21 protein-coding genes are annotated in these 20,751 nt (G+C 73.1%); 10 read left to right on the top strand and 11 right to left on the bottom strand.

From position 1 onward, the window contains the following. Positions 1-41: 41 nt before the first annotated feature. Genes EAD89_RS16315 through EAD89_RS16305 form a run of 3 tightly spaced genes read right to left on the bottom strand, consistent with a single transcriptional unit; the run spans position 42 to position 2,450 of the window. A complete protein-coding gene (locus EAD89_RS16315) occupies positions 42-581 on the bottom strand; it encodes a DUF1697 domain-containing protein (RefSeq protein WP_121676385.1) in 540 nt (179 codons plus the stop codon). A gap of 31 nt (positions 582-612) precedes the next feature. Next, the gene (locus tag EAD89_RS16310; RefSeq protein ID WP_121654671.1) at positions 613-1,296 is read right to left on the bottom strand and encodes a response regulator transcription factor; all 684 of its coding nucleotides are present in this window, start codon (positions 1,294-1,296) and stop codon (positions 613-615) included. Then, positions 1,293-2,450: a sensor histidine kinase gene (locus EAD89_RS16305; protein WP_233578742.1), complete on the bottom strand. Its 1,158-nt coding sequence runs from the start codon at positions 2,448-2,450 to the stop codon at positions 1,293-1,295. The genes EAD89_RS16310 and EAD89_RS16305 overlap by 4 nt, the downstream gene beginning before the upstream one ends. A 169-nt stretch (positions 2,451-2,619) precedes the next feature. Here EAD89_RS16305 and EAD89_RS16300 point away from each other — a divergent pair, with 169 nt between their 5' ends. From EAD89_RS16300 to EAD89_RS16290, 3 genes are all read left to right on the top strand, one after another. Beyond that, on the top strand, positions 2,620-3,405 hold the full coding sequence (locus tag EAD89_RS16300) for an ABC transporter ATP-binding protein (protein WP_199733529.1): 786 nt from the start codon (positions 2,620-2,622) through the stop codon (positions 3,403-3,405). Then, positions 3,399-5,795 carry an ABC transporter permease gene (locus EAD89_RS16295; protein WP_233578741.1) on the top strand — a complete coding sequence of 799 codons (2,397 nt, stop codon included), beginning with the start codon at positions 3,399-3,401 and terminating at the stop codon, positions 5,793-5,795. Before EAD89_RS16300 ends, EAD89_RS16295 begins: the two co-directional genes overlap by 7 nt. 90 nt (positions 5,796-5,885) lie before the next feature. Next, a complete protein-coding gene (locus tag EAD89_RS16290; protein WP_121676323.1) occupies positions 5,886-6,953 on the top strand; it encodes a hypothetical protein in 1,068 nt (355 codons plus the stop codon). Here EAD89_RS16290 and EAD89_RS16285 read toward each other — a convergent pair. The 5 genes from EAD89_RS16285 to EAD89_RS16265 form a co-directional block, all read right to left on the bottom strand. Further along, on the bottom strand, positions 6,857-8,335 hold the full coding sequence (locus tag EAD89_RS16285; RefSeq protein WP_121676322.1) for an amino acid permease: 1,479 nt from the start codon (positions 8,333-8,335) through the stop codon (positions 6,857-6,859). The two genes, EAD89_RS16290 and EAD89_RS16285, sit on opposite strands and share 97 nt — an antisense overlap. A 95-nt stretch (positions 8,336-8,430) precedes the next feature. Further along, positions 8,431-8,994: a heme-binding protein gene (locus EAD89_RS16280; protein WP_121654676.1), complete on the bottom strand. Its 564-nt coding sequence runs from the start codon at positions 8,992-8,994 to the stop codon at positions 8,431-8,433. Positions 8,995-9,025: 31 nt separating this feature from the next. Next, on the bottom strand, positions 9,026-9,775 hold the full coding sequence (locus EAD89_RS16275) for a hypothetical protein (protein ID WP_121676321.1): 750 nt from the start codon (positions 9,773-9,775) through the stop codon (positions 9,026-9,028). A gap of 2 nt (positions 9,776-9,777) precedes the next feature. Continuing rightward, positions 9,778-10,575, bottom strand: a complete 798-nt coding sequence (locus EAD89_RS16270) for an ABC transporter permease (RefSeq protein ID WP_121676320.1) — start codon at positions 10,573-10,575, stop codon at positions 9,778-9,780. Continuing rightward, positions 10,572-11,468: an ABC transporter ATP-binding protein gene (locus EAD89_RS16265; protein WP_121676319.1), complete on the bottom strand. Its 897-nt coding sequence runs from the start codon at positions 11,466-11,468 to the stop codon at positions 10,572-10,574. The genes EAD89_RS16270 and EAD89_RS16265 overlap by 4 nt, the downstream gene beginning before the upstream one ends. A 132-nt stretch (positions 11,469-11,600) precedes the next feature. On the opposite strand from EAD89_RS16265, the gene EAD89_RS16260 reads away from it, so the two are divergent. The 4 genes from EAD89_RS16260 to EAD89_RS16245 all read left to right on the top strand — a co-directional run bounded on the left by EAD89_RS16260 (position 11,601) and on the right by EAD89_RS16245 (position 15,637). Next, positions 11,601-12,854, top strand: coding sequence for a sensor histidine kinase (locus EAD89_RS16260; RefSeq protein WP_121676318.1), 1,254 nt, complete (start codon positions 11,601-11,603; stop codon positions 12,852-12,854). Continuing rightward, positions 12,842-13,558: a response regulator transcription factor gene (locus EAD89_RS16255; RefSeq protein ID WP_199733528.1), complete on the top strand. Its 717-nt coding sequence runs from the start codon at positions 12,842-12,844 to the stop codon at positions 13,556-13,558. Before EAD89_RS16260 ends, EAD89_RS16255 begins: the two co-directional genes overlap by 13 nt. A gap of 98 nt (positions 13,559-13,656) precedes the next feature. Continuing rightward, a complete protein-coding gene (locus EAD89_RS16250; protein WP_121676317.1) occupies positions 13,657-15,081 on the top strand; it encodes a DUF234 domain-containing protein in 1,425 nt (474 codons plus the stop codon). 88 nt (positions 15,082-15,169) lie between these two features. After that, positions 15,170-15,637: a hypothetical protein gene (locus EAD89_RS16245; protein ID WP_121676316.1), complete on the top strand. Its 468-nt coding sequence runs from the start codon at positions 15,170-15,172 to the stop codon at positions 15,635-15,637. A gap of 104 nt (positions 15,638-15,741) precedes the next feature. On the opposite strand, the gene EAD89_RS16240 is transcribed toward EAD89_RS16245, so the two are convergent. Continuing rightward, entirely contained in the window at positions 15,742-16,530 is a 789-nt protein-coding gene (locus EAD89_RS16240; protein ID WP_121676315.1) for a D-Ala-D-Ala carboxypeptidase family metallohydrolase, read from the bottom strand. Positions 16,531-16,832: 302 nt separating this feature from the next. Between EAD89_RS16240 and EAD89_RS16235 the strand changes: the two genes are divergently transcribed. Both EAD89_RS16235 and EAD89_RS16230 read left to right on the top strand, forming a co-directional pair. Beyond that, positions 16,833-17,468 carry a DUF6642 family protein gene (locus EAD89_RS16235; RefSeq protein ID WP_121654696.1) on the top strand — a complete coding sequence of 212 codons (636 nt, stop codon included), beginning with the start codon at positions 16,833-16,835 and terminating at the stop codon, positions 17,466-17,468. Positions 17,469-17,496: 28 nt separating this feature from the next. After that, positions 17,497-17,961 (top strand): PPOX class F420-dependent oxidoreductase, encoded by a 465-nt coding sequence (locus tag EAD89_RS16230; RefSeq protein ID WP_121676314.1) that lies wholly within the window; start codon positions 17,497-17,499, stop codon positions 17,959-17,961. 12 nt (positions 17,962-17,973) lie between these two features. Here EAD89_RS16230 and EAD89_RS16225 read toward each other — a convergent pair whose 3' ends face one another. Then, positions 17,974-18,615 (bottom strand): NAD(P)-dependent oxidoreductase, encoded by a 642-nt coding sequence (locus tag EAD89_RS16225; protein ID WP_121654685.1) that lies wholly within the window; start codon positions 18,613-18,615, stop codon positions 17,974-17,976. A gap of 52 nt (positions 18,616-18,667) precedes the next feature. After that, complete coding sequence (locus EAD89_RS16220) at positions 18,668-19,900, bottom strand: serine hydrolase (protein ID WP_121676313.1); 1,233 nt, start codon at positions 19,898-19,900, stop codon at positions 18,668-18,670. Between the two features lie 88 nt (positions 19,901-19,988). On the opposite strand from EAD89_RS16220, the gene EAD89_RS16215 reads away from it, so the two are divergent. Beyond that, a complete protein-coding gene (locus EAD89_RS16215) occupies positions 19,989-20,582 on the top strand; it encodes a pentapeptide repeat-containing protein (RefSeq protein WP_121676312.1) in 594 nt (197 codons plus the stop codon). Positions 20,583-20,751 lie beyond the last annotated feature (169 nt).

The raw sequence follows: 20,751 nt of genomic DNA, 5'->3' as shown, positions 1-20,751 counted from the left end.
TCGGCGGCGGTCGCGGCCCGGGCGTCGCGACCCCCGCCGGGTCAGCCGGCGGCCAACTCCGCCAGGGCGCGCACCGACTTCCAGTTCCGGGTGGTGGCCACCACGTCCAACTTCTTCTCCAGGTACGCGTTGGTGAACTTCGACCGCCCGTAGCCGCCCTCGGGAAAGTGCAGGTAAACCTCCCGACCGGTCACCGTGAACGCCACGTTCTCGCCGCCGGGCACGGTGAGGGCGTCCACAGTGGACCGCTTCGGGGCGGTGGCGAGGAAGGCCACCAGCAGCCTCGTCGGGTCGTCCTCCCGCTCGGCGTACGGGTTGCCGCCGGCCACCGCGGCCAGCTCCCGGGCGCTGCGCACCAGCACCGGCACGCTCAGCCCCAGCTCGTCGGCGAGCGCCCGCTCGATACCGCCGGCCAGCTTCTCGGCGTCGCGCACGGTGCTGCCGAACACCACGTTGCCGCTCTGCAGGTACGTCCGGGCGTCCTCGTGCCCGAGATCGGTGACGAGGCGGCGCAGGTCGGCCATCGCGAGCCGGGTGGAGCCGACGTTGACCCCGCGCAGCAGGGCGACGTACCGGGTCATGGGGTCCTCCTCGATCACCGGGCCGACCAGGTCAGCGTAGGCCGACCGGACCCGGTCCGCCCGGACCCACCAGGCCGGTCTCGTAGGCGACGATGACGAGCTGCGCGCGGTCGCGTACCGCCAGCTTGGTCAGCAGCCGCCCCACGTGTGTCTTCACGGTGGCCGGGCTGAGGGTGAGGTGCGCGGCCAGCTCGGCGTTGGACAGGCCCCGGGCGATCAACGCGAGCACCTCCCGTTCCCGTTCGGTCACCCCGTCCAGCCGGCGCGGCAGCGGTCGGGCCGGCTCCGGCCGCCGGGCGAACTCGTCGATCAGCCGGCGGGTCACCGTCGGCGCGAGCAGCCCCTCACCGGCGGCGACCACCCGGATGCCGGTCAGCAGCTCCGCCGGTGGGGTGTCCTTGAGCAGGAAGCCGCTGGCGCCGGCCCGGAGTCCGCCGTAGACGTACTCGTCGAGGTCGAAGGTGGTCAGGATGAGCACCCGGGTGGCCGCCATCGCCGGGTCGGCGCAGATCCGCCGGGTCGCCTCGATGCCGTCCATCTCCGGCATGCGTACGTCCATCAGCACCACGTCCGGCCGATGCTCGGCGGTCAGCGCGACGGCTTCCACGCCGGTGCCCGCCTCACCCACGGTGGTGCAGTCGGGCGCCAGGTCCACCAGCAGTCGGAAGCTGCCGCGCAGCAGCGCCTGGTCGTCGGCGATCAGCACCCGGATCATGCGGCGACCCGGTAGGGCAGCCGCGCCGTCACCGCGAAACCACCGCCGGCACGTGGCCCGGCGCGGAAGTCGCCGCCGTGCACCGCCACCCGCTCGCGCATGCCGACGAGCCCGTGCCCCTCCCCGATCACCCCGATCGGCCGCCGACCGTCGTCGATCACCTCCACCCGTACCTCACCGGGCGTGACGGTCACGGTCGCCCGGCAGGCGGCGGGCGCCGCGTGCTTCACCACGTTGGTCACCGCCTCCTGCACGATCCGGTACACGGCGAGGCCCACCGACTCCGGGACCGCGCCGTCCGGTTCCTCCCGCCGGATGTCCAGCCGGACGTCGACGCCGCCGATGGTCGCCCGTTCGGCCAGCCCGGGCAGCTCGTCCAACCCGGGCGCCGGCGCGTACGAGGTCTCCTCCCGCAGCACGCCGAGCACCCGGCGGATGTCGGTCAGCGCGGTCCGGCCGGTCTCCTCGATCACCCGCAGCGCGGCGCCCGCCTCGCGGGGGTCGGCCTCGGCGACGTGGTTGGCGACGGCCGCCTTCACCACGATGAGACTCAACGTGTGCGCCACCACGTCGTGCAGCTCCCGGGCCACCCGCAGCCGCTCCTCGGTGGTGGCCTGGCGGATCAGATGCTCGCCCTGCCGGGCGGCGAGAGCGCGTCGCTCCCGGATCAGCCAGCCGATCAGCCAGGCTGGCGCGATCATGACGGCGGCGTAGGCGACCGCCCCGGTCCGCGACCAGAGGTCACCCGCGGTCAGCACCAGCGCGACGCTCACCAGAGCGAGACAACCGGCGGCGCAGATCATCGATCGGCGCGTGGCCGTCGACACGGCCACCGTGTAGAAGGAAAGGCCGATGGCGAACGCCGGCGCGGCAGCCGCGAAGTTGGGAATCACGCCGGTGACCAGGGCAACGGTGCTGATCGAGCTGATCACGACGGCGACCGAGACCGGCCACCGTCGCCGGACGGCCAACGGCAGCCCGAGAGTCATTCCGACGAGCACGGACACCCAGAGCGGTTCGCGTACGCCACCGTGCAGCGGCGACTCGAGCGCCGCGTACGGGCAGAGCAGCCCGCCGACCGCCACGGCCAGGACGGCGTCCAGGATGTACAGATCCATCGGCCGCAGTCGCCGGGACAGCAGGAGAGCGATCACCCGACAAACGGTATCGGCCAGCCGCGGTGGGGGCGTCCACCCGTGGGCCGTCATCCTCGGGTACGACGCCTGGTCACCGGTCGCCCGCGGACTCCGCCCACGGGCGGGCCGGAAAGTGTCCGTGCTGGCACGACGCGCGACACCTGCCGGAGCCGGCACCGTGACGGCCATGACCACAGACACGGTGACCTTGACGGGGGTACGAGCGGTGTACGGCACCCGGGATCGGCCGGTGACGGCGCTCGACGGTGTGACGACCAGCTTCGCGAGCGGCACCTTCACGGCGGTGATGGGCCCCTCCGGCTCGGGAAAGTCCACGCTGCTGCACTGCGCGGCCGGGCTGGACAGCCCGACCGAGGGGATCGTCACGATCGACGGCATCCGTCTGAACGACCTCGGCGAGGACGAGCTGACCCGACTGCGGCGCGATTGCGTCGGCTTCGTGTTCCAGGCGTTCAACCTGGTGTCCACGCTGACCGCCGCGCAGAACGTCGAGTTGCCCTTGCGCCTGGCCGGCCGCCGCCCACCGGCCCGGGACGTCGCCGCCGCGCTCGACGCCGTCGGACTGGCCGACCGGGCCGGACACCGGCCGAGTGAGCTGTCCGGTGGCGAGCAGCAGCGCGTCGCCGTGGCCCGAGCGTTGATCACCCGTCCGGCGGTGCTCTTCGCCGACGAGCCGACCGGGGCACTGGACAGCGCGGCGTCGCGGCAGGTGCTCCGGCTGCTGCGCGCGCTCGTCGACGACCACGGGCAGACCGTCGTGATGGTGACCCACGATCCCAGCGCCGCCGCGTACGCCGATCGGGTCCTCCTGCTCGCCGACGGCCGCGTCGTCGACGAGTTGACCGGCGGGATCACCGCCGCTGCCGTCGCCGCCCGGATCGCCGAGCGTGAGGCGGATCCCGTGGGCGCGTCCCGGCACGCCGCGGAGACCACCGAGGGGCTGTCGTGCTGAGCATCCGGCGTTCGGCCAGCGCGTTCGTGGCCGTCGCCATCGGGGTCGCGCTGGTCGCGACGGCCACCCTGCTGCTCGCCTCCGGGCGTCCGCAGGTCCCGGACCGGCTGGCGCAGGCGGCGGTGGTGGTGCAGAGTCCGGAGGCGGGTACGGAGGCTGACTCCTTCGTGCCGACCCGACCCTGGTCCGCCACCGCGGCGGCGGAGCTCACCAGCAGGCTGGCCGGTCTGCCGGGCGTCGCGGCGGCGGTTCCGGACCGGACCTTCTACGCCCAGCCGCTCGTCGGCGACCGTCCTTCGGCCGCTGATGCCCGACGGGAGGACGCCCACCAGGGCCACGGCTGGTCCAGCGCCCAGCTGGGTGGACTGCGCCGCACGGCCGGCGAGCCGCCCCGCAAGGCCGGCGAGGTGGTCGTCGACCGTGCGCTCGGGCTGCGGACCGGCGTGCCGGTCACCCTTCTCACGGCGGCGGGTCCGGAGCCGTACACCGTCAGCGGTCTGGTCGACGCGCCCGGCGTCTACGTCGCGGACGAGGTCGCCGCCGTGCTCGCGCCCGGCGTCCGGGCCATCGGTCTGCTGCTCGCGCCCGGCGCCGACCCGGAACGGGTCGCCGTGGCGGCTCGCGGTGTCGTCGGCGGCGATGGACAGGTGCTGACCGGCGACGAACGCGGCGCGCTGGAGCCGCGCGGTGACGCCCGTACCCGCTGGATCGGCATGCAGGTGCTCACCGCCACGGCGGCCCTCGCCGGCTTCGTCACGGTGTTCGTGGTCGCCTCCACCTTCGCGTTCACCATCGCGCAACGCCGTCGCGAGCTGGGCCTGCTGCGCGCCGTGGGCGCCACCGGACGCCAGGTCCGCCGCATGGTGTACGCCGAGGCGCTCGCCGTCGGCGCCTCGGCCGGGCTCGTCGGCCTGTTGGTCGGCGCGGCACTCGCCCCGGGGTTGGGTCGACTGCTGGTCGACGTCGGCTTCGAGCCGGCGACCTTCGCGGTCCGCTACGCCTTCTGGCCGGTCGCGGTCTCGCTCGTCGCCGGGCCGGTGATCGCTCTGCTGGCCGTCTGGTCGGCGTCCCGCCGAGCGGCCCGGGTCCGCCCGTTGGAGGCGCTGCGCGAGGCCGCGGTGGAGCAGCGACCGATCGGGCGGCTGCGGGTCGCCACCGGGGCGTTTCTCGTCGCGGTGGGGGCCGCGCTCAGCGTCGGTACGGCGACCGCCGACGAAGCCCGGGTCGCCGCGCAGTACGCCCTCTACGCGGTGATGGCCCTGGTGGCCGGTGCCACCGTGCTCGCCCCGGCGGTGGTCGGGCCGGTCGTGCGGTTGCTGCGGTCTCCGGTGCGACGGCCCGGTGGGGCGATCGGGATGCTGGTCCGGGGTGGCGCGTTGACCGCCACCCGGCGGACCGCGTCCCTCGCCGCGCCGGTGCTGCTCACGGTCGCGTTCGCGGTGCTGGTGTCCGGGATGGTGCGCACCACCACCGCCGCGTACGCGGCAGGCCGGGCGGACAACGTGAACGCCGGCTGGATCGTCGTGCCCGACGGGGGACCCGGTCTGTCGGACCAGGCCGTTGCCGCGGCCGGTGGCACCGCCCTCCTGCCGACCACGGTCTTCCGCACCGACCCCGGAACGCTGCCGGAGAACCGGCCACTGACCGCGCTCGGTGTGGACCCGGCGGGCTTCGCCGCCGCGAACCGGGCGCTCACCGTCGTCGCCGGCTCCCTGAACGACCTACGTGGCGAGGACACGGTGGTGGTCACCGCCTCGACGAACCTGCTGCCATCCGAGGCGTACGAGCTGGTCTTCGCCGACGGGACGTTGGTGCCGCTGCGCGTCGTGGCCGTGGTCACCGACGACTCGCTCCCCGGCGACCTGCTCGTGCCCCGGGCCGTGGTGCGAACGCACGACCCGTCGGCGCTGACCTCCACGGTGTACGTCCGCGACCGGATCGATCCGCCGGTCGGCGCGCGGATCGTCGACGTCGCCACCTGGGCGGCCGAGGCGGACGCCGCCGAGGACCGCCTCGTCTGGCTGTTCACGCTGCTGCTGATCGGTGTGTCCGCCGGCTACGGGGCCATCGCGGTGGCCAACACGCTGTTGCTGGCTGCCGCCGGCCGGGCGGCCGACCTGCGGCTGATCCGGCTGGCCGGCGCGACCCGACGGCAGGTCCTCTGGCTGGTCACGGCCGAGTCCGCCCTGGTGGTGCTGATCGGCGCGCTACTCGGCGGGAGCGTGGCGTTCGCGGGTCTGCTGAGCATCCGCGCCGGCCTCGCCGAGCAGGTCGGCGTGCCGGTGGACCTCGCCGTGCCCTGGTCGGTGATCGGCGGGGTGGTCGGCCTGTGCCTGCTGCTCGCGGTGGTGGCGAGCGTGCTGCCGACGTGGCGGTTGCTGCGCCACTAGCCCGCCCGGTCGGCGATCGGCGCTTTCGCCGGATGACCCGTCCCGCTGCGAGGGCCGCCGCCGCGGCCCTCGCAGCGCTACGGTCCACGGATGCGATCCGCGCGCCCGGTCGGGCTGCTCCTGTCCGCCGCCGCCGCGCTGCTCTGGGCGATCGGCATGACGGTGCTGCAACCACTCACCGAGCCGATCGGCCCCTGGTCCGAGCGGCTGCCGGGCAACAACGCCTACTGGGCACGGGACCTGCGGTTCACGGCGATCGTCGCGGTGGTCCTCGGGCTGGTGCTGGCCGGCCGGGGGCGCCTGCGGTGGACCGGGCCGGCGGTGCTGCTCGGCGGTCTCTGGCTCGCCGCCGACGTGACGATCGACCGGGCCGACCCGACCGGTGCGGGGCCGACGGTGCTGCTCGCCGCCGTCGGCTGCGCGGTGCTCGGCGCGGTGGCGGCGGTCCCGTGGTGGCGGGAGCGCGACGCAACCGGCGCGGGTACGGACCGGTGGGCGCTGACCGGCGCGGCCTGCGTGGCCGGGGTGCTGACGATGGTGGCCACCGGCATCGAGTCACCGACCGACCGGGAGCCCGAGCTGAACCCGGCGGCCTTCGCCACCGGCGTGCTGCTGGTCGCCCTGACCATCGGCGCGGCCCTGGCGGCGGCCCCGGCCCGGACCCGGGCCCGCTGCGTGCTGGCGGCCGGGCTCGGCGTGGCGGCCGTGGCCGGCGTCGGACTGATCCGGACGATCCCGCCCGGCCCGCGGGCCCTGCCGGAGCTGGCCCTCGGGGCGGTGCTGCTGACCGGGGTCACCCTGCTGGCGTGGGACTGGCCTGGTGGGCGGCCGTCGTGGCGGCGTCACGCGGTGGCCGCCCTCGCCGCGCTGGTGGGTCCGACGGTGTTGCTGCTGGTGGTGGCCATCGTCATGATCGTGCTGCTGCCGGTCGGCGCGATGTTCACGGCGTTGGCCGGCAACAGCCCGATCAACGCCGCCGACTCCGACGTGCTGTACTCGCTGATCGGGTTGCTCGCCGGGCTCGGGATGGGGTTGCTGCTGGCCTGGCCGCCCGCGCTGGGCTACCGCGCCGATCCGTCGGGGCCGCTCCGGCCGCTCGGTTCGGAGGGCCCGGCCGGTCCCGCCGGCGGGCGGCCGGCGAGCGCGGAGCGCCGGTAACCGTAGAAGGCGTAGATCAGCAGGCCGATCACGAACCAGACGGCGAAGCGCAGCCAGGTCTCCGGGGCCAGGTAGGTGATCAGCCAGACCGAGAAGAGCGCGCCGGCCGCCGGCACCACCGGCATCCCCGGCAGCCGGAAGGTACGCGGCGCGTCCGGTCGGCGGTAGCGCAGCACGATCACCGCGATGCAGACCACCACGAAGGCGAGCAGGATGCCGATGTTGGTCAGCTCCGCCGCCTCCCGGATCGGCAGGAAGCCGGCGATCAGCGCGGAGGCCCCACCGACGATCCAGGTGACCCGGGTGGGCACCCGGCGGACCGGATGCAGCTTGCTGAACCACGCCGGCAGCAGCCCGTCACGGCTCATCGAGAACCACACCCGGGTCACGCCCAGCATGAAGGTGAACATGACGGTCAGGATCCCGATGATGGCGCCGACCGCGATCACGCTGGCCAGCCCGGACAGGCCGACCGACTCGAACGCCGAGGAGAAGCCGCTCTCCGCGTCGATGTTCCGGTAGTTCTGCATCCCGGTCAGCACCAAGGTGGCCAGCACGTACAGCACCATCGAGATGACCAGCGACCAGATGATCGCCTTCGGCATGTGGCGACGGGCGTCCCGGGACTCCTCGGCCGCGGTGCTCATCGCGTCGTAGCCGAAGACGGCGAAGAAGACGGTGGCCGCGCCGGTGAACGCCCCGCTCAACCCGAACGGGAAGAACGGCGAGTAGTTCGCCGTACGGATGTGGAAGAAGCCGACCACGATCACCAGCAGGACGACGGCCACCTTCAGCCCGACCACGAAGGTCTCGAACCGGGCGGCGGTCTTGATGCCCTGGTTGAGCAGGAACGCGATGAGCAGGCAGAGCGCCACCGCGAAGAGGTCGACGACGTGGCCGTCCCCGGTGCCCGGGGCGCCGAGCATCCAGGCCGGCAGCTCCGCGCCCAACTCGCCGACGAGGAAACCGAAGTAGCCGGAGATGCCGATCGCCACCACCGCGACGATCGCGGTGTACTCCAGCAACAGGTCCCAGCCGATGAACCAGCCGACCGCCTCGCCGAGCACCGCGTACCCGTAGGTGTAGGCCGAGCCGGCCTTGGGGATCATGCCGGCGAACTCGGCGTAGGACAGCGCGGCGGCGGCGCTGGCGAGGCCGGCGATGAGGAACGACACCAGCACCGCCGGGCCGGCGGTTTCGTTGGCCACGGCGCCCGCCAGGGCGAAGATGCCGGCGCCGATGATGCCGCCCACCCCGATGGCGGTGAGCTGCCACAGCCCGAGCGAGCGGGACAGGCCCTCCTCGCTCGCGTCCGCGATGTCCTCGACCGGCTTGCGACGGAACACCCCGCTGCCGCCGGAACTGGCACCCGTGGAGGTCATCGTCGTCCTCCTTCCGACCGCGCCCCCGCGCGGTCCGTGCCGTCACTGTTACTCCTGAAAACGACGAAGGTCAATCGGCCGCTGCTCGGCCCGCCTCACTCCACCACCGGCAGCACGACCTCGTTGCGGCGCAGGAACCACGGCTTCCACGGCGGGTCGAACCGGGCGTACCGGATGGCCCCGGTGGGTTGCAGCCCCGCCGCGGTGACCGACCGGCCGAGCATGGTGGCCCGCTCGCCGAACGCCTTCTCCGTCCACCGTCCGGAGAAGCGCATCGCCGCCGCGAGCTGCGCCGGGACCTCCCGGATCCGCACCCGGGGGTCCACCGGCTCGGGCAGGGTGGCGGCGGTGAAGCCGGCCGGCATGACGAACTGGACCAGGTACGCGCCCGGCTGCTCGCCCTCCTCCTGGACCACCGGAGCGGTCATCGCGATCTTCTCGGTGCCGGTGGCCTCCTGCATCACGGGAGCGGTCATCCCGATCGGGTGCCGGGCCCGGTTGGCGCCCCCGATGTAGGCGGCCAACGGCCGGAACGCCTCCATCGGGGCCCGGGTGAACGACGCCTGGATCTGCATCTCGGCCACCAGGTGGGCCGGGTACCGGCGCAGCTCGAAGCCGGGGTGTCGAGACACCACCCGGTACGGCTGCTGCTCGGTCATCGCGCGCTCCCAGGATCTCCTGGGACTGACGCTACCGCCCGTCCGGCCCCCGCTCGGCCGAAGTCGGCTCCTCCGCCCCGGGGGTGACCGCCCGCCCGGTCAGCCGCCAGTACTGCCGCTTGTCCTCGTCGCGCAGCACCACCCCGATCCGGCCCAACTCCCGCCGCAGCTCCCGGGCATCGTCGCGGCGATCCCGCTGGATCGCCCGCTCGCGGGCCCGCAGCAGGGCGTCCGCGCCGGCGGGCAGCCCGGGCAGGTCGGGCACCCACAGCCGGTACGCCGGCCGGTGCGGATCGCCGTCCGCCCAGCCCCAGCCGTGTGCGCGGAACGCCGCAGCCAGTTGGGTGGCCGGCAGGTCCGTCGGCTCCCGGACGAGTTCCGCGCCGTCGGTGTCGAGCAGCACGAGGTGCTTGTCGGCGAGGAAGACCACGCGGGTGTCGGCCCGTGCGACGGTCCGGTCCTGATCGGAGCGGCGCAGCCGGACCTGCGCCGCGTCGACGGTGACGATCAGCCGTTCGGCGGTGCCGATCCCGGCGATGACCAGACCGGCCAGGACGCCCACCGTGATCGTGCCGACGGTGGCCTGCGGCTCGGGCAACCGGTCCAGCCACTCCACCAGGCCGCTGAACGGCACCCAGGGCAGCCGGACGAGCCAGCCCGTCGCCGCCGCGAGGAGCCATCCGGCGCCGGCGCCGAGCAGCGGGAAGCCGCCCCACAGGACTGCCAGCTCCAGCGGGCCGCCGCTGACCACGGTGCGGGGTCGGTGACCGGCGACGTCCATGGTCAGGACACCTCGCGGCGCAGCGTCCGGAACAGGCCGGCGGCCAGCGGGAGAACCATCCAGACCAGCAGGGACACCACGATCCGCCCCCACTGCTCGCCGGTGAGCGCGTCGCTGCTGAACAGCGGTTCCATGGTCTTGCTGGTGTCCAGCCACTCGGACGGGCCGCGCAGGGGCCGGACCATCTCACCCAGCACCCCCCAGACGGTGGGCAGCAGGAAGTAGCCGACGATCGCCAGCGGCGGGTTGAGCAGCAGCAGACCGAAGGCGGCACCCATCAGCACGCTGGTGACCTGGAGGATCACCGCGTTCACGATCAGCGACCCGTCGAGCTGCCAGTTGCCCGCGCCCCCGGTGGCGGAGGCCACCAGCGTCCCGACGGCGGCGAGGGCGAGGCTGGCCAGCACCGAACCGAGTGCCGCCACCATGACCGCGACCAGCTTCGCGGTCACCACCCGCTCGCGGCGGGGCACCAGGGCGTACGTGGTGAGGGCGGTCCGTTGCGACCACTCGCTGGTGATGGAGAGGATGCCGAGCACCGGCAGCAGCACTCCCACCGGCAGCAGCGAGGGGACGAAGAAGTTGGAGAACGTCTGGTCGGCGTCGTTGGCGTAGATCAACTGGAGGGTGACGACCACGGCGGCGATCAGGCCGATGGTGATCAGCAGCCAGCGGCCGGCCCGGGTGTCGACGAGTTTGCGCAGCTCCACGGCGGTGAGCCGGAGCAGCGACGGGCGGCGTACCGGAGCGTGCTGCCGGGGCGCGACGGCGCCGGCGGCGGGCGCGGTGGTGGTGGTCATCGGACGGCCTCCTTGGTGGATTCGCCGGCGGTCAGGGTGAGGAAGAGCTGTTCCAGGCCACCGCCGTCGGCGGGGCGCAGCTCGGCGAGCGCGACGCCCGCGTTCGCGGCGGCCTGGCCGACCGCCTCGGCGTCGGCCTGCACCAGCAGCCCGTCGGTGCTGTCGGCCGCGGTCAGGCCGGCCGCGTCCAGCGCCCGGCGCAGCGCCGCGCCGTCGCGGGCCCGGACCAGCGTGCCGCCGCCGGCGAGCAGTTCGTCCTTGTTGCCCTGGGCCACGATCCGGCCGCCCCCGATAACCACCAGCCGGTCCGCGACCGCCTCCACCTCGCGCAGCAGGTGGGAGGAGAGCAGCACGGTGCCGCCCCGGTCGGCGAAGTCGCGCAGCAGGCCGCGCATCCAGAAGATCCCCTCCGGGTCCAGGCCGTTCGCCGGCTCGTCGAGGATCAGCACCCGGGGGTCACCGAGCAGCGCGTGTGCCAGGCCGAGCCGCTGGCGCATGCCCAACGAGTACGCCCGGACCCGACGCTTGGCGGCCACCGCGTTCAGCCCGACCAGGTCGAGCTTCGCGGCGACCTCCCGCCGGTCCAACCCCATGGTGTACGCGGACAGCGTCAGCGCCTCGCGCCCGGTCCGCCCGGCGTGCTGGGCGGAGGCGTCCAGCAGCACGCCCACCTCCCGCCCCGGGTTGGGCAGCTCCCGGTAGGGGCGCCCGGAGACGGTGGCGTGGCCGGCGGTCGGTGCGGTGAGCCCGCAGATCATCCGCATGGTGGTGGACTTGCCGGCGCCGTTCGGGCCGAGGAAGCCGGTGACCGTGCCCGGCTCGCACTGGAACGACACGTCGTCCACCGCCGGGTGTGGCCCGTATCGCTTGGTGAGGTTCTCCACGGTGATCATGTCGTCGAGCCTGCCCGCGCCGCCCGGCCATCCGCTGCGGCCACCGGTCGGCGCCGCACCGACCTTGGTCGACGTCTGGGTCTCGACTTTGGTAGCTGGTCGCGGTGCCGGTCGGCTGCCTAGCATTGCCTCGTGACCAGCCTCGCCGTGCCGGAACACCCCTGGCTGCTGCCCGGGGCGCTGGCCGACGCGGCCAACCCGGCCGCGGCGACCCGCCGGCCGCGCCGCACCACCAGGGACTGGGCGGTCGACACGCTGGCCTTCCTGGTCTCCCTGCTCTGGGTGCTCTTCGCCACAGCCGACGCCCTGTCGCCCGACCCGTCGATGACCACGCCGCTCCCGCACGGCTGGATGACCGGCGCCGACGCCCTGATCGGGTTGGTCTGCTGCGGGCTGCTCTGGTTGCGCCGTCGGTGGCCGCTCGGGCTGGTGGTGGCCACCACACCGCTGACGCTGTTCTCGATGGCCGCCGCAATCCCGTTGGTGATCCTCTACTTCACCGTGGTGGTGCACCGGCGGACGGCCGTCGCGATCGCGGTCACCGGTGCCGGCCTGGTCACCAACATGGTCTTCAGTTGGCTGCGCCCGGATCCGAACATGTCGTACTGGGCCACCGCGTCGTGGGGCGTGGTGCTCAGCTTCGCCGTGCTGGCCTGGGGGATGTTCGTCCGGGCCCGCCGTCAGTTGATCGTGTCGCTGCGCGAGCGGGCCGAGCGCGCCGAGGCGGAGCAGCAGTTGCGGGTCGCTCAGGCCCGCCACCTCGAGCGCACCCGGATCGCCCGGGAGATGCACGACGTGCTGGCCCACCGGATCTCGCTGCTCAGCCTGCACGCCGGCGCGTTGGAATTCCGCCCGGACGCGCCCGCGGACGAGGTGGCCCGGGCGGCCGGGGTGATCCGGGGCAGCGCACATGCCGCTCTTCAGGACCTGCGCGAGGTGATCGGCGTGCTCCGGGCGGAGGGCGACGGCGAGGCCCCGGAGCCTCCGCAGCCCACCCTCGCCGACCTGCCCGCCCTGATCGCCGAGTCGCGGGCGGCCGGGGTGCGGGTGAACGTCACCGACAGCGTCGCCGCGGCCCAGGACGTGCCGGTGGCGTTGGGGCGGGCCGCGTACCGGATCGTGCAGGAGGGGCTGACCAACGCCCGCAAGCACGCGGCCGGCGCGGCCGTCACCGTGGATCTAGCCGGCGGTCCGGGAGCCGGGCTGACCGTGGCGATCAGCAACCGGTGGCCGGTGGGCACCCCGACCGAGGTTGCGCTACCGGGCGCCGGCACCGGCCTGGTGGGCATCACCGAGCGGGTCACCCTCGCCGGCGGCCGGTTGGCGTACGGCCGGGACGACGGGGGTGACTTCCGGTTGGCCGCCTGGCTGCCGTGGCCGGCGTGACCGGCCCACCCGGCGAGACCGGGGTGGGAGCGGAGGTCACTCCGGTCCGGGTGCTGATCGTGGACGACGACGCCCTGGTCCGGGCCGGTCTGTCGATGATTCTCGGCGGCCTGCCGGACCTGGTCGTGGTCGGTGAAGCGGCCGACGGCGGTGAGGTGCCGGCCGCGGTCGCCGCGTACGCCCCGGACGTGGTGCTGATGGACATCCGGATGCCGCGGGTGGACGGGCTGACCGCCACCGAGGCGCTGCGCGCCCAGCCGCACCCGCCGGAGGTGCTGGTGCTGACCACCTTCGACGCCGACGAGCAGGTGCTGCGGGCGCTGCGCGCCGGCGCGGCCGGCTTTCTGCTCAAGGACACCCCGCCGGTGGACATCGTCCACGCGGTGCGCCGGGTGGCGGCCGGCGAGGCGACGCTCTCCCCGACGGTGACCCGGACGCTGATCGCGCACGTGACCGCCGCCCCCGGGCCGGCCAGCCCCGATTCGCGCCGGGAGCGGGCGCTGCGGCTGCTCACCGGGCTCAGCGAGCGGGAGCGGCAGGTGGCGGTCGCGCTGGGCCGGGGCTGCACCAACGCGGAGATCGCGGGGGAGTTGTTCATGAGCGTGGCGACGGTGAAGGCGTACGTCTCCCGGCTGCTGACCCGGCTCGATCTCAACAACCGGGTCCAGGTGGCCCTGCTGGTGCACGACGCCGGCCTGGTCTGAGCGCAACACGCCGATCGGAGCGATCGAGCCCTGCCAGCACCGATACGGTTACACTCATTTTTGAGTGTTCCATCGTTGGGTGTGTCAGGGGTGATCGCGTGGACGGCTTCGTGGGTCGGGACGGCGAGCTGTCGCTGCTGAACGGCATGCTCTCCCGAGTGGAACGCGGTGGTCGGGCTGGACGGCCAGGCCGCGCCCTCCTCATGCGGGGTCGCCGTCGCGTGGGCAAGTCCCGACTGGTGGAGGAGTTCGTCGAGCGGGCGGACGTGCCGCACCTCTTCTTCACCGCCTCGGCGCAGCCGACCGTCGCCGCCGATCTAGCGCTCTTCGTGGAGGCGGCGGCCACGTCGACACTGCCGGGCGCCCAGCTGCTCAGCGAGCAGCAACCACGGACCTGGGACGCGGCGCTCACCCTGCTCGCCGCCGCGCTGCCGACCGACCGGCCCAGTGTCGTCGTCCTGGACGAGATGCCGTACCTCATCCGGAGCGACCCGGGCTTCGAGGGGACGCTGCAGAAGGTCTTTGATCGCGAGCTGTCCCGGCGGCCGGTCCTGCTGATCTGTGTCGGATCCGACCTGGCGATGATGGAGGCGTTGAACGACTACGGCCGGCCGTTCCACCAACGTGCCACGGAGATGGTCATCCCACCGCTGAGCCCGGCCGACGTCCGCGACATGCTCGACCTTTCCGCCGCTGACGCGTTCGACGCCTACCTGGTGTCGGGCGGTCTCCCGTTGATCCTCGACGAGTGGCCGCCCGGCGCACCGGTACGCGAGTATCTGACCGACGCGGTACGGGATCCGACCTCTGCCCTGCTGGTCAGCGGTGAGCGCGCGTTGGCGGCCGAGTTCCCGCCCCAGTCGCAGGCGGGTCTGGTGCTGCGGGCCATCGGTTCCGGCGAGCGGACCTTCTCGCTGATCTCACGGGCGGCCGGCGATCTTCCACAGGCGTCGCTGACCCGGGCGCTGCGCCTGCTGACCGAGAAGCGCACGGTGGAGGTCAGCGTTCCGCTGTCGACGAAGCCGTCCCGGGAGACCCGGTACGCGGTGGCCGATCCGTACCTGCGTTTCTGGCTGTCGTTCCTGGGGCCCCATCTCTCCGAGATCGAACGGGGCCGGGGCGACCTGACCCTGAACCGGATCGTCACGTCATGGGGATCCTGGCGGGGGCGGGTGATCGAGCCGGTTGTGCGGGAGGCGCTCCGCCGGCTACCCGGCGACCGCCTGCCCGCGGAGGCGGCGGTGATCGGCGGCTACTGGACCAGGACCAACGACCCGGAGATCGACGTCGTCGGCGCCGATCGTGGGCCCGTCGCCGGTCGCATCCGCTTCGTCGGCTCCGTCAAGTGGCAGGAGAATCGCCCCTTCGACGCGCATGACCTGGGCCGACTGCTTTTACACCGGTCCCGGTTGCCCGGCGCTGACGAGACGGTGCCGGCCCTGGCCGTGTCGCGCAGCGGCGCCGCCGTCGAGGGGATACCCGTGTTGTCTCCGGACGATCTGCTTACCGCGTACCGGAATTGAACTTTCGTCCGGTGTCGGCCGTACCACTGGCCGAGGATGTCGGTGCGGTAGGTCCGCCGTACCGCTGCCGAACTGCGGGAGGCCTGCCGTGCGTGTTGGTGAGCAGTCGACGGATCCCATCGATCAGGTTCTGGGTGAGGTGCCGGTGCCGGCGCCGCTGACCCCCGAGGACGTCCGGCTCGCGGTCCGGGCGGTGGTCGTGCATGCCGCGGAGGAGTGGCCCACCGGGCCACTGTGCCGCAACGACGGCGCCTCCTACCCCTGCCGGCTGCACCGCTGGGGGCGGCGGGTGCTTGAGACACACGGGCTCAACGAGCGGCAGATCGAGGCGTTGATCCGGCACGGCAACCCCTTCGTGCACGTGCCCTTCCCGTTCACCGCGACCGGGCCGTCGTCCGCCCGTCCCGCCGGCTACTCGGCCCAGGCCGCGCGTACCAACGGGCTGACGGCGCGACACCCGGCCGCGCGGGTCGTCCCACCCGGGGTACGACCCACCGCTCCCGGCCGGCCGGTGACTCCCCCCGTCACCGCGCCGCGCTGGCCCCGGGCGAGCTGACCGGCGCCACCCCCCGCCCGACTGCCCGACCCGGGGCGACACGATGCCGGCCCGACGCGGAGGTTCCCCACCCGCGCCGGGCCGGCGTCGTGCTGCCCGAGCCGTCAGTCGTTGCCGGCCCCGATACCGCAGTCCGGCGCGGACCAGCTCGTGGTGTTCGAGCTGTCGTCGCTGTTGTTCTCCCGCCGCGAGTCGACGTGCACGTGGTCGTCGTGGTCGGGGTAGCCCGGCCCGTAGAGGCCGCTGAAGCCGTTGTTACGCGCGCTGCGGGCGACCTGGCACAGCGACGACGTCCGCGAGGTGACGTCGGCCGCGTTGCCGTACAGGTGCTGGCTGTCGGACGCGCCGCCGACCTGGTTGTTGCAGCTCCTGCTGCGGAAGCCGCTCGAGACGTAGAGCGGCTTGTCGCCGAGGCCCTTGCGCAGCGCCTCCAGCTTCCACATGGTGCGCAGCGCGTTCTGCTTGGTCTGGCTCGCCGACAGCGGACCGCCGCTCCACCCGCTCCCGCCGCACCCGTTGTCCAGCTCGCTGTAGCTGAAGTGCGCGGGCGTGCAGTCGTTGTCCTGGAGCTGGTACAGCTTCGCGTAGGTCTGCGGGCCGGCGATTCCGTCGGCGCGCAGCCCGTACGCCTGCTGGAACCGCTTGACCGCCGCGGCGGTCTTCGGTCCGTAGATGCCGTCGTTCTCCACGATGTCCCGGTATCCGGCCCAGCCGGCCACCCGGATCTGCAACTGGCGGACATCGCTGCCCGAGCGTCCCTGGGACAGGGTGCGGTTCCAGGTGTAGCAGCCGTCCGCGTGCGCCGCGGGTGCGGCGACCACCGAGGCGATCGCGGCCCCGGGCAGCGCCAGAGCGAATGCGACGGCAGCTCGCTTCAAGGTGTTTACGCGCACAGAAGTCCTCCCGATAGGAGAGCGAATGGGGTGGCTCCAGGACATCGACCGAGACGTCCCGTGATTTCCACCCTCGCACCGATCAGCGCGCTTGGCGGCAATAACGAGAATTGTCCTCACGATTGGTCTTCCTTGGGTATTGCCTGTGAATTCGGCTGATTTGCGAAACAGCCATTTGCCCCCGATCGCCCCGCCGGTGGGCAACCACACCGAACGTCGCAATCAGCCACACCGAGGGTGATGTTCCTTGGCCGTCGGGGGCCGGTAACGTCAGCCCGGGCGGCGGACTGGCGGAGGTGCACGTGGCACGCGGTGGCGTCTTCTGTGTCGAGGGCCAGTGGCACCGAGACCTCAACGAGCGGGGTTCTGTGCTGCCCACCCTCGAGCTGCTGGAACGGCTCGGCAAGATCCGGTTCATCCACAAGGACGCGGCCACCCGCGACGAGCTCTTCTACTTCCTGGACCGCTGGCTCCTCAAGCAGTACGCCGACCACCGGGTCGGCTTCTTCGCCATGCACGGCGAGCCGAGCCGACTCTGCCTCACCGACTGGCAGTCCGTGGAGTTGAACGAGGTGGCCGAGTTGATGGCCGGCCGCTGCGAGGGGCGCCGGCTCTATTTCGGCAGTTGCTCGGTGCTGCGCGCCTCCGACGCGGTGCTGCGCGAGTTCCTGGAAGTCACCGGAGCCGCGCTGATCTGCGGTTTCACCCGGGAAGTCGACTGGGTCGAATCGGCCGCTTTCGAAACCGTGCTGCTCGACGTGCTGGCCAACGGTCAGCGGCACAATGCCGCCGAACTGCGGATGGGCTCGGCGCACTGGGCGCCGCTCGCCTCGTACCTCGGTTTCCGGGTGATCTACGCGAACGGCCGGGCCTGGCGCCCGGCCGGTCGGCCCCGGGTGCCGGCCCAGGCGGCGCACCGCGCGGCCCGGCCCGGCTGACCCGCCGCCGCCCTGGTAGGAAGGAGTGATGGCGCGCAGCATCGCGAAGAACACCCGGGTCGACCGGGACACCCTGCTCGACTTCCTCCGGCCGCGACACCGCGTCGTGCTGATGACCACCCGGGCGGACGGTCGCCCGCAGTCCTCCCCGGTCTCCGCCGGCGTGGACGGGCAGGGTCGGCTGGTCGTCTCCACCTACCCCGAGCGGGCCAAGGTGAGCAACATCCGCCGCGACCCGCGGGTCTCGGCCTGCGTGCTCTCCGACGACTGGAACGGGCCCTGGGTGCAGCTCGACGGCACCGCCGAGGTGCTGGACCTGCCCGAGGCGCTGGAGCCCCTGGTCGACTACTTCCGCAGCATCTCCGGCGAGCACCCGGACTGGGACGACTACCGGGCGGCGATGGTGCGCCAGGGCAAGTCCCTGATCCGGGTCACCATCGACGCCTGGGGCCCGATCGCCACCGGCGGCTTCCCCGCCCGGCTCGCCGACTGACGGCGCCGGGAGTCAGTACGCGGCGGTGAACCGGGCGTTCTGGTGCCGCGGCTGCTCGATCTCGTCGACGATCGCCACCGCCAGGTCCTCGTACGTCAGCACCGAGCGGCCCTGATCGTCGGTGACCGGCTCGTCGGTGCCGGTGCGGTAGTGCCCGGTGCGTTCGCCGGGGTGGAACTCCAGCGGGGGCGGCGAGACGTACGTCCAGCTCACCCCGTCGGCGGCGGTGCGGTAGTAGTCCAGGGCGTCGGCCTGGCCCAGCGACGAGTCCCGATACTGTGCCGGGAAGTCCGGCTCGTCGAGGATGCGGGTGCCACGTGGGGTGAGCAGCGTCGACCCGCCGCCCAGGTGGATGATCCGCGGCGCGGCCGGCATCCCGCGCAGCGTGGTCACCAGGTTCTCCGCCGCGTTCCGCCACAGCTCGCGCTCACCACCGCCGATCGCGACCACCAGGGCGTCCGCGTCCGGCGCCAACTCCCGGACACTCCGCTCGCTGGTGGCGTCGCCGGTGACCGTCCGCACGCCGGCCGGCAGGTACGAGGTGGCCTCCGGACGGCGGACGGCGGCGATCACCCGGTGCCCCCGGTCGACCGCCTCGGCGGCGATCCGCGACCCGGCGGTGCCGCCCGCGCCAAACACGACGATGGTGCTCACCAGCCCAGGCTAGGGACTGGGCCAGCCGCCCGCCGGTGGAACGACGATCCCGTCAGTCGACCAGGGCGGCGTAGACGAGCTGACGCAACTGTGAGCGCAGCGGGTACGTGCTCGACGGCATCAGCTGGGTGAAGAGCAGCGCGGTGATCTCCTCGGCCGGGTCCACCCAGAAGGCGGTGCTGGCCACCCCACCCCAGTAGTACTCGCCGACGCTGCTCGGCACCCGGCTGGGAATCGGGTCGTCGACCACCGCGAAGCCGAGGCCGAAGCCGATCCCGTCCAGGGTGGTCTCGGCGAAGCCGCCGGTGGACAGGGTGCCCAGGTCCTGACCGTCGGGCAGGTGGTTGCGGGTCATGAAGCGCACCGTGCGCGGCCCGAGCAGGCGTACCCCGTCCAGCTCGCCGCCGCGCAGCAGCACCTGCGTGAAGCGGTGGTAGTCGGCGGCGCTGGAGATCAGGCCGCCGCCACCGGAGAGCAGGGCGGGCTTGCGGTGGGCGAGCGAGCCGAGACTGTCGTAGCGGACCGCCCGGCCGCTGCGCGGCTCGGGGACGTAGAGCGCGGCCAGCCGCTCGGCCTCGTCGCCCTCGACCCACCATCGGGTGTCGGTCATGCCCAGCGGGCCGAAGATCCGGTCGGCGAAGAACGCGTCGAGGCTCTGCCCCGAGACCACCTCGACCAGCCGGCCGAGAACGTCGGTGGCGACCGAGTAGCCCCAGGCGGTGCCGGGTTGGAACAGCAGCGGCAGCTCGCCGAAGGCCGCGCAGGCGCCGGCCAGGTCGACGTCCTCGGGCGGGTACAGGTCGTAGCCGGCCGCCCGGTAGAGCCCGTCGACCACGGAGGTCTGCATGAAGCCGTACGTCAGGCCGGCGGTGTGGGTGAGCAGGTGCCAGACCCGGATCGGCTCGATCGCCGGCACCGTGTACGGCTTGAGCGTCGACCCCTTCGAGTAGACCCGCAGGTCGGCGAACTCCGGCAGCCAGCGGCTGATCTCGTCGGTCAGCTCGAAGCGGCCCTCCTCCCACAGCATCATCGCCGCGACCGAGGTGACCGGCTTGGTCATCGAGTAGATCCGCCAGAGCGTGTCGGCCTCGACCGGAGCGCCCGACTCCCGGTCCCGCAGGCCGTACGTCGAGGAGTGCGCCACCTCGCCGCGCCGGGTGACCACCACCTGCCAGCCGGCGAGCCGGCCGTCGTCCACGTACCGGCCGAAGTGCTCGTCGATCCGGGCCAGCCGCGCCGGGTCGAAGCCGATCTGATCCGGGTCCTTGCTCAGCGCCACACTCACGCCGCCGAACCTACTAGCCGGTACGCCGATAGCGGTAGGGGCGGCCACCGGTCGGCCGGCTGTCGGTGGCCGGCACTAGCCTGGCCGGATGCCGGAGCTGACCGAGGACGTGACCTTCCGCCACGAGGACTGGTACGGCGAGGAGCTGACCGACCGGCACTTCGTGGGCTGCGAGTTCTTCCACGTGGACCTGACCGAGGCGGTGAGCCGCGGCGCGGTCTTCACCGGCTGCACGTTCGGCAACGTGCTGTTCAACGCCTCCCAACACGTCGACTCTGCCTTCACCCGCTGCGTCTTCAAGCGGTGCAACCTCTTCGAGGCCGAGTTCACCGGGTGCAAGCTGGTCGGCAGCACCTTCAACCAGTGCGACCTGCGCCCGTTGACGGTGGCCGGCGGTGACTGGTCGTTCGTCGCGCTGCCCGGGGCGGACCTGCGCGGGGTCCGGCTGACCGACGTGCGGATGCGCGAGGTCGACCTGACCGGCGCCAACCTGACCGGCGCCACGGTGACCGGTGTCGACCTCTCCGGCGCGCAGCTGCACAGCGCCCGGCTCGGCGACGCCGACCTGCGCGGCAGCGACCTGACCGCGCTCGACCCGACGGTCGTCGAGCGGGCCGGCGCCATCGTCGACGCCGAGCAGGCCGTGGTCATCGCGCAGGCGCTCGGCTTCCGGATCGGCTGACGCGAGGGCGACCGGATCGACCGAGGTCCCCGTCCGGCGAGGGCCCGGCTGTCCGATACCGTCCGGTTCCGGACTGGACACGCGGGCCCGTGCGGATCTAGCGTGTCGTCCACGCCGGATGCGAGCGCAAAACGGCCCACAGTGGACGGTGCGATCCGCGACGCTCGAT

This window comes from Micromonospora sp. BL4 (assembly GCF_003667505.1).
In the GTDB taxonomy this organism is placed as follows: domain Bacteria; phylum Actinomycetota; class Actinomycetes; order Mycobacteriales; family Micromonosporaceae; genus Micromonospora.
This window is presented reverse-complemented; position numbering and strand designations above follow the sequence as displayed.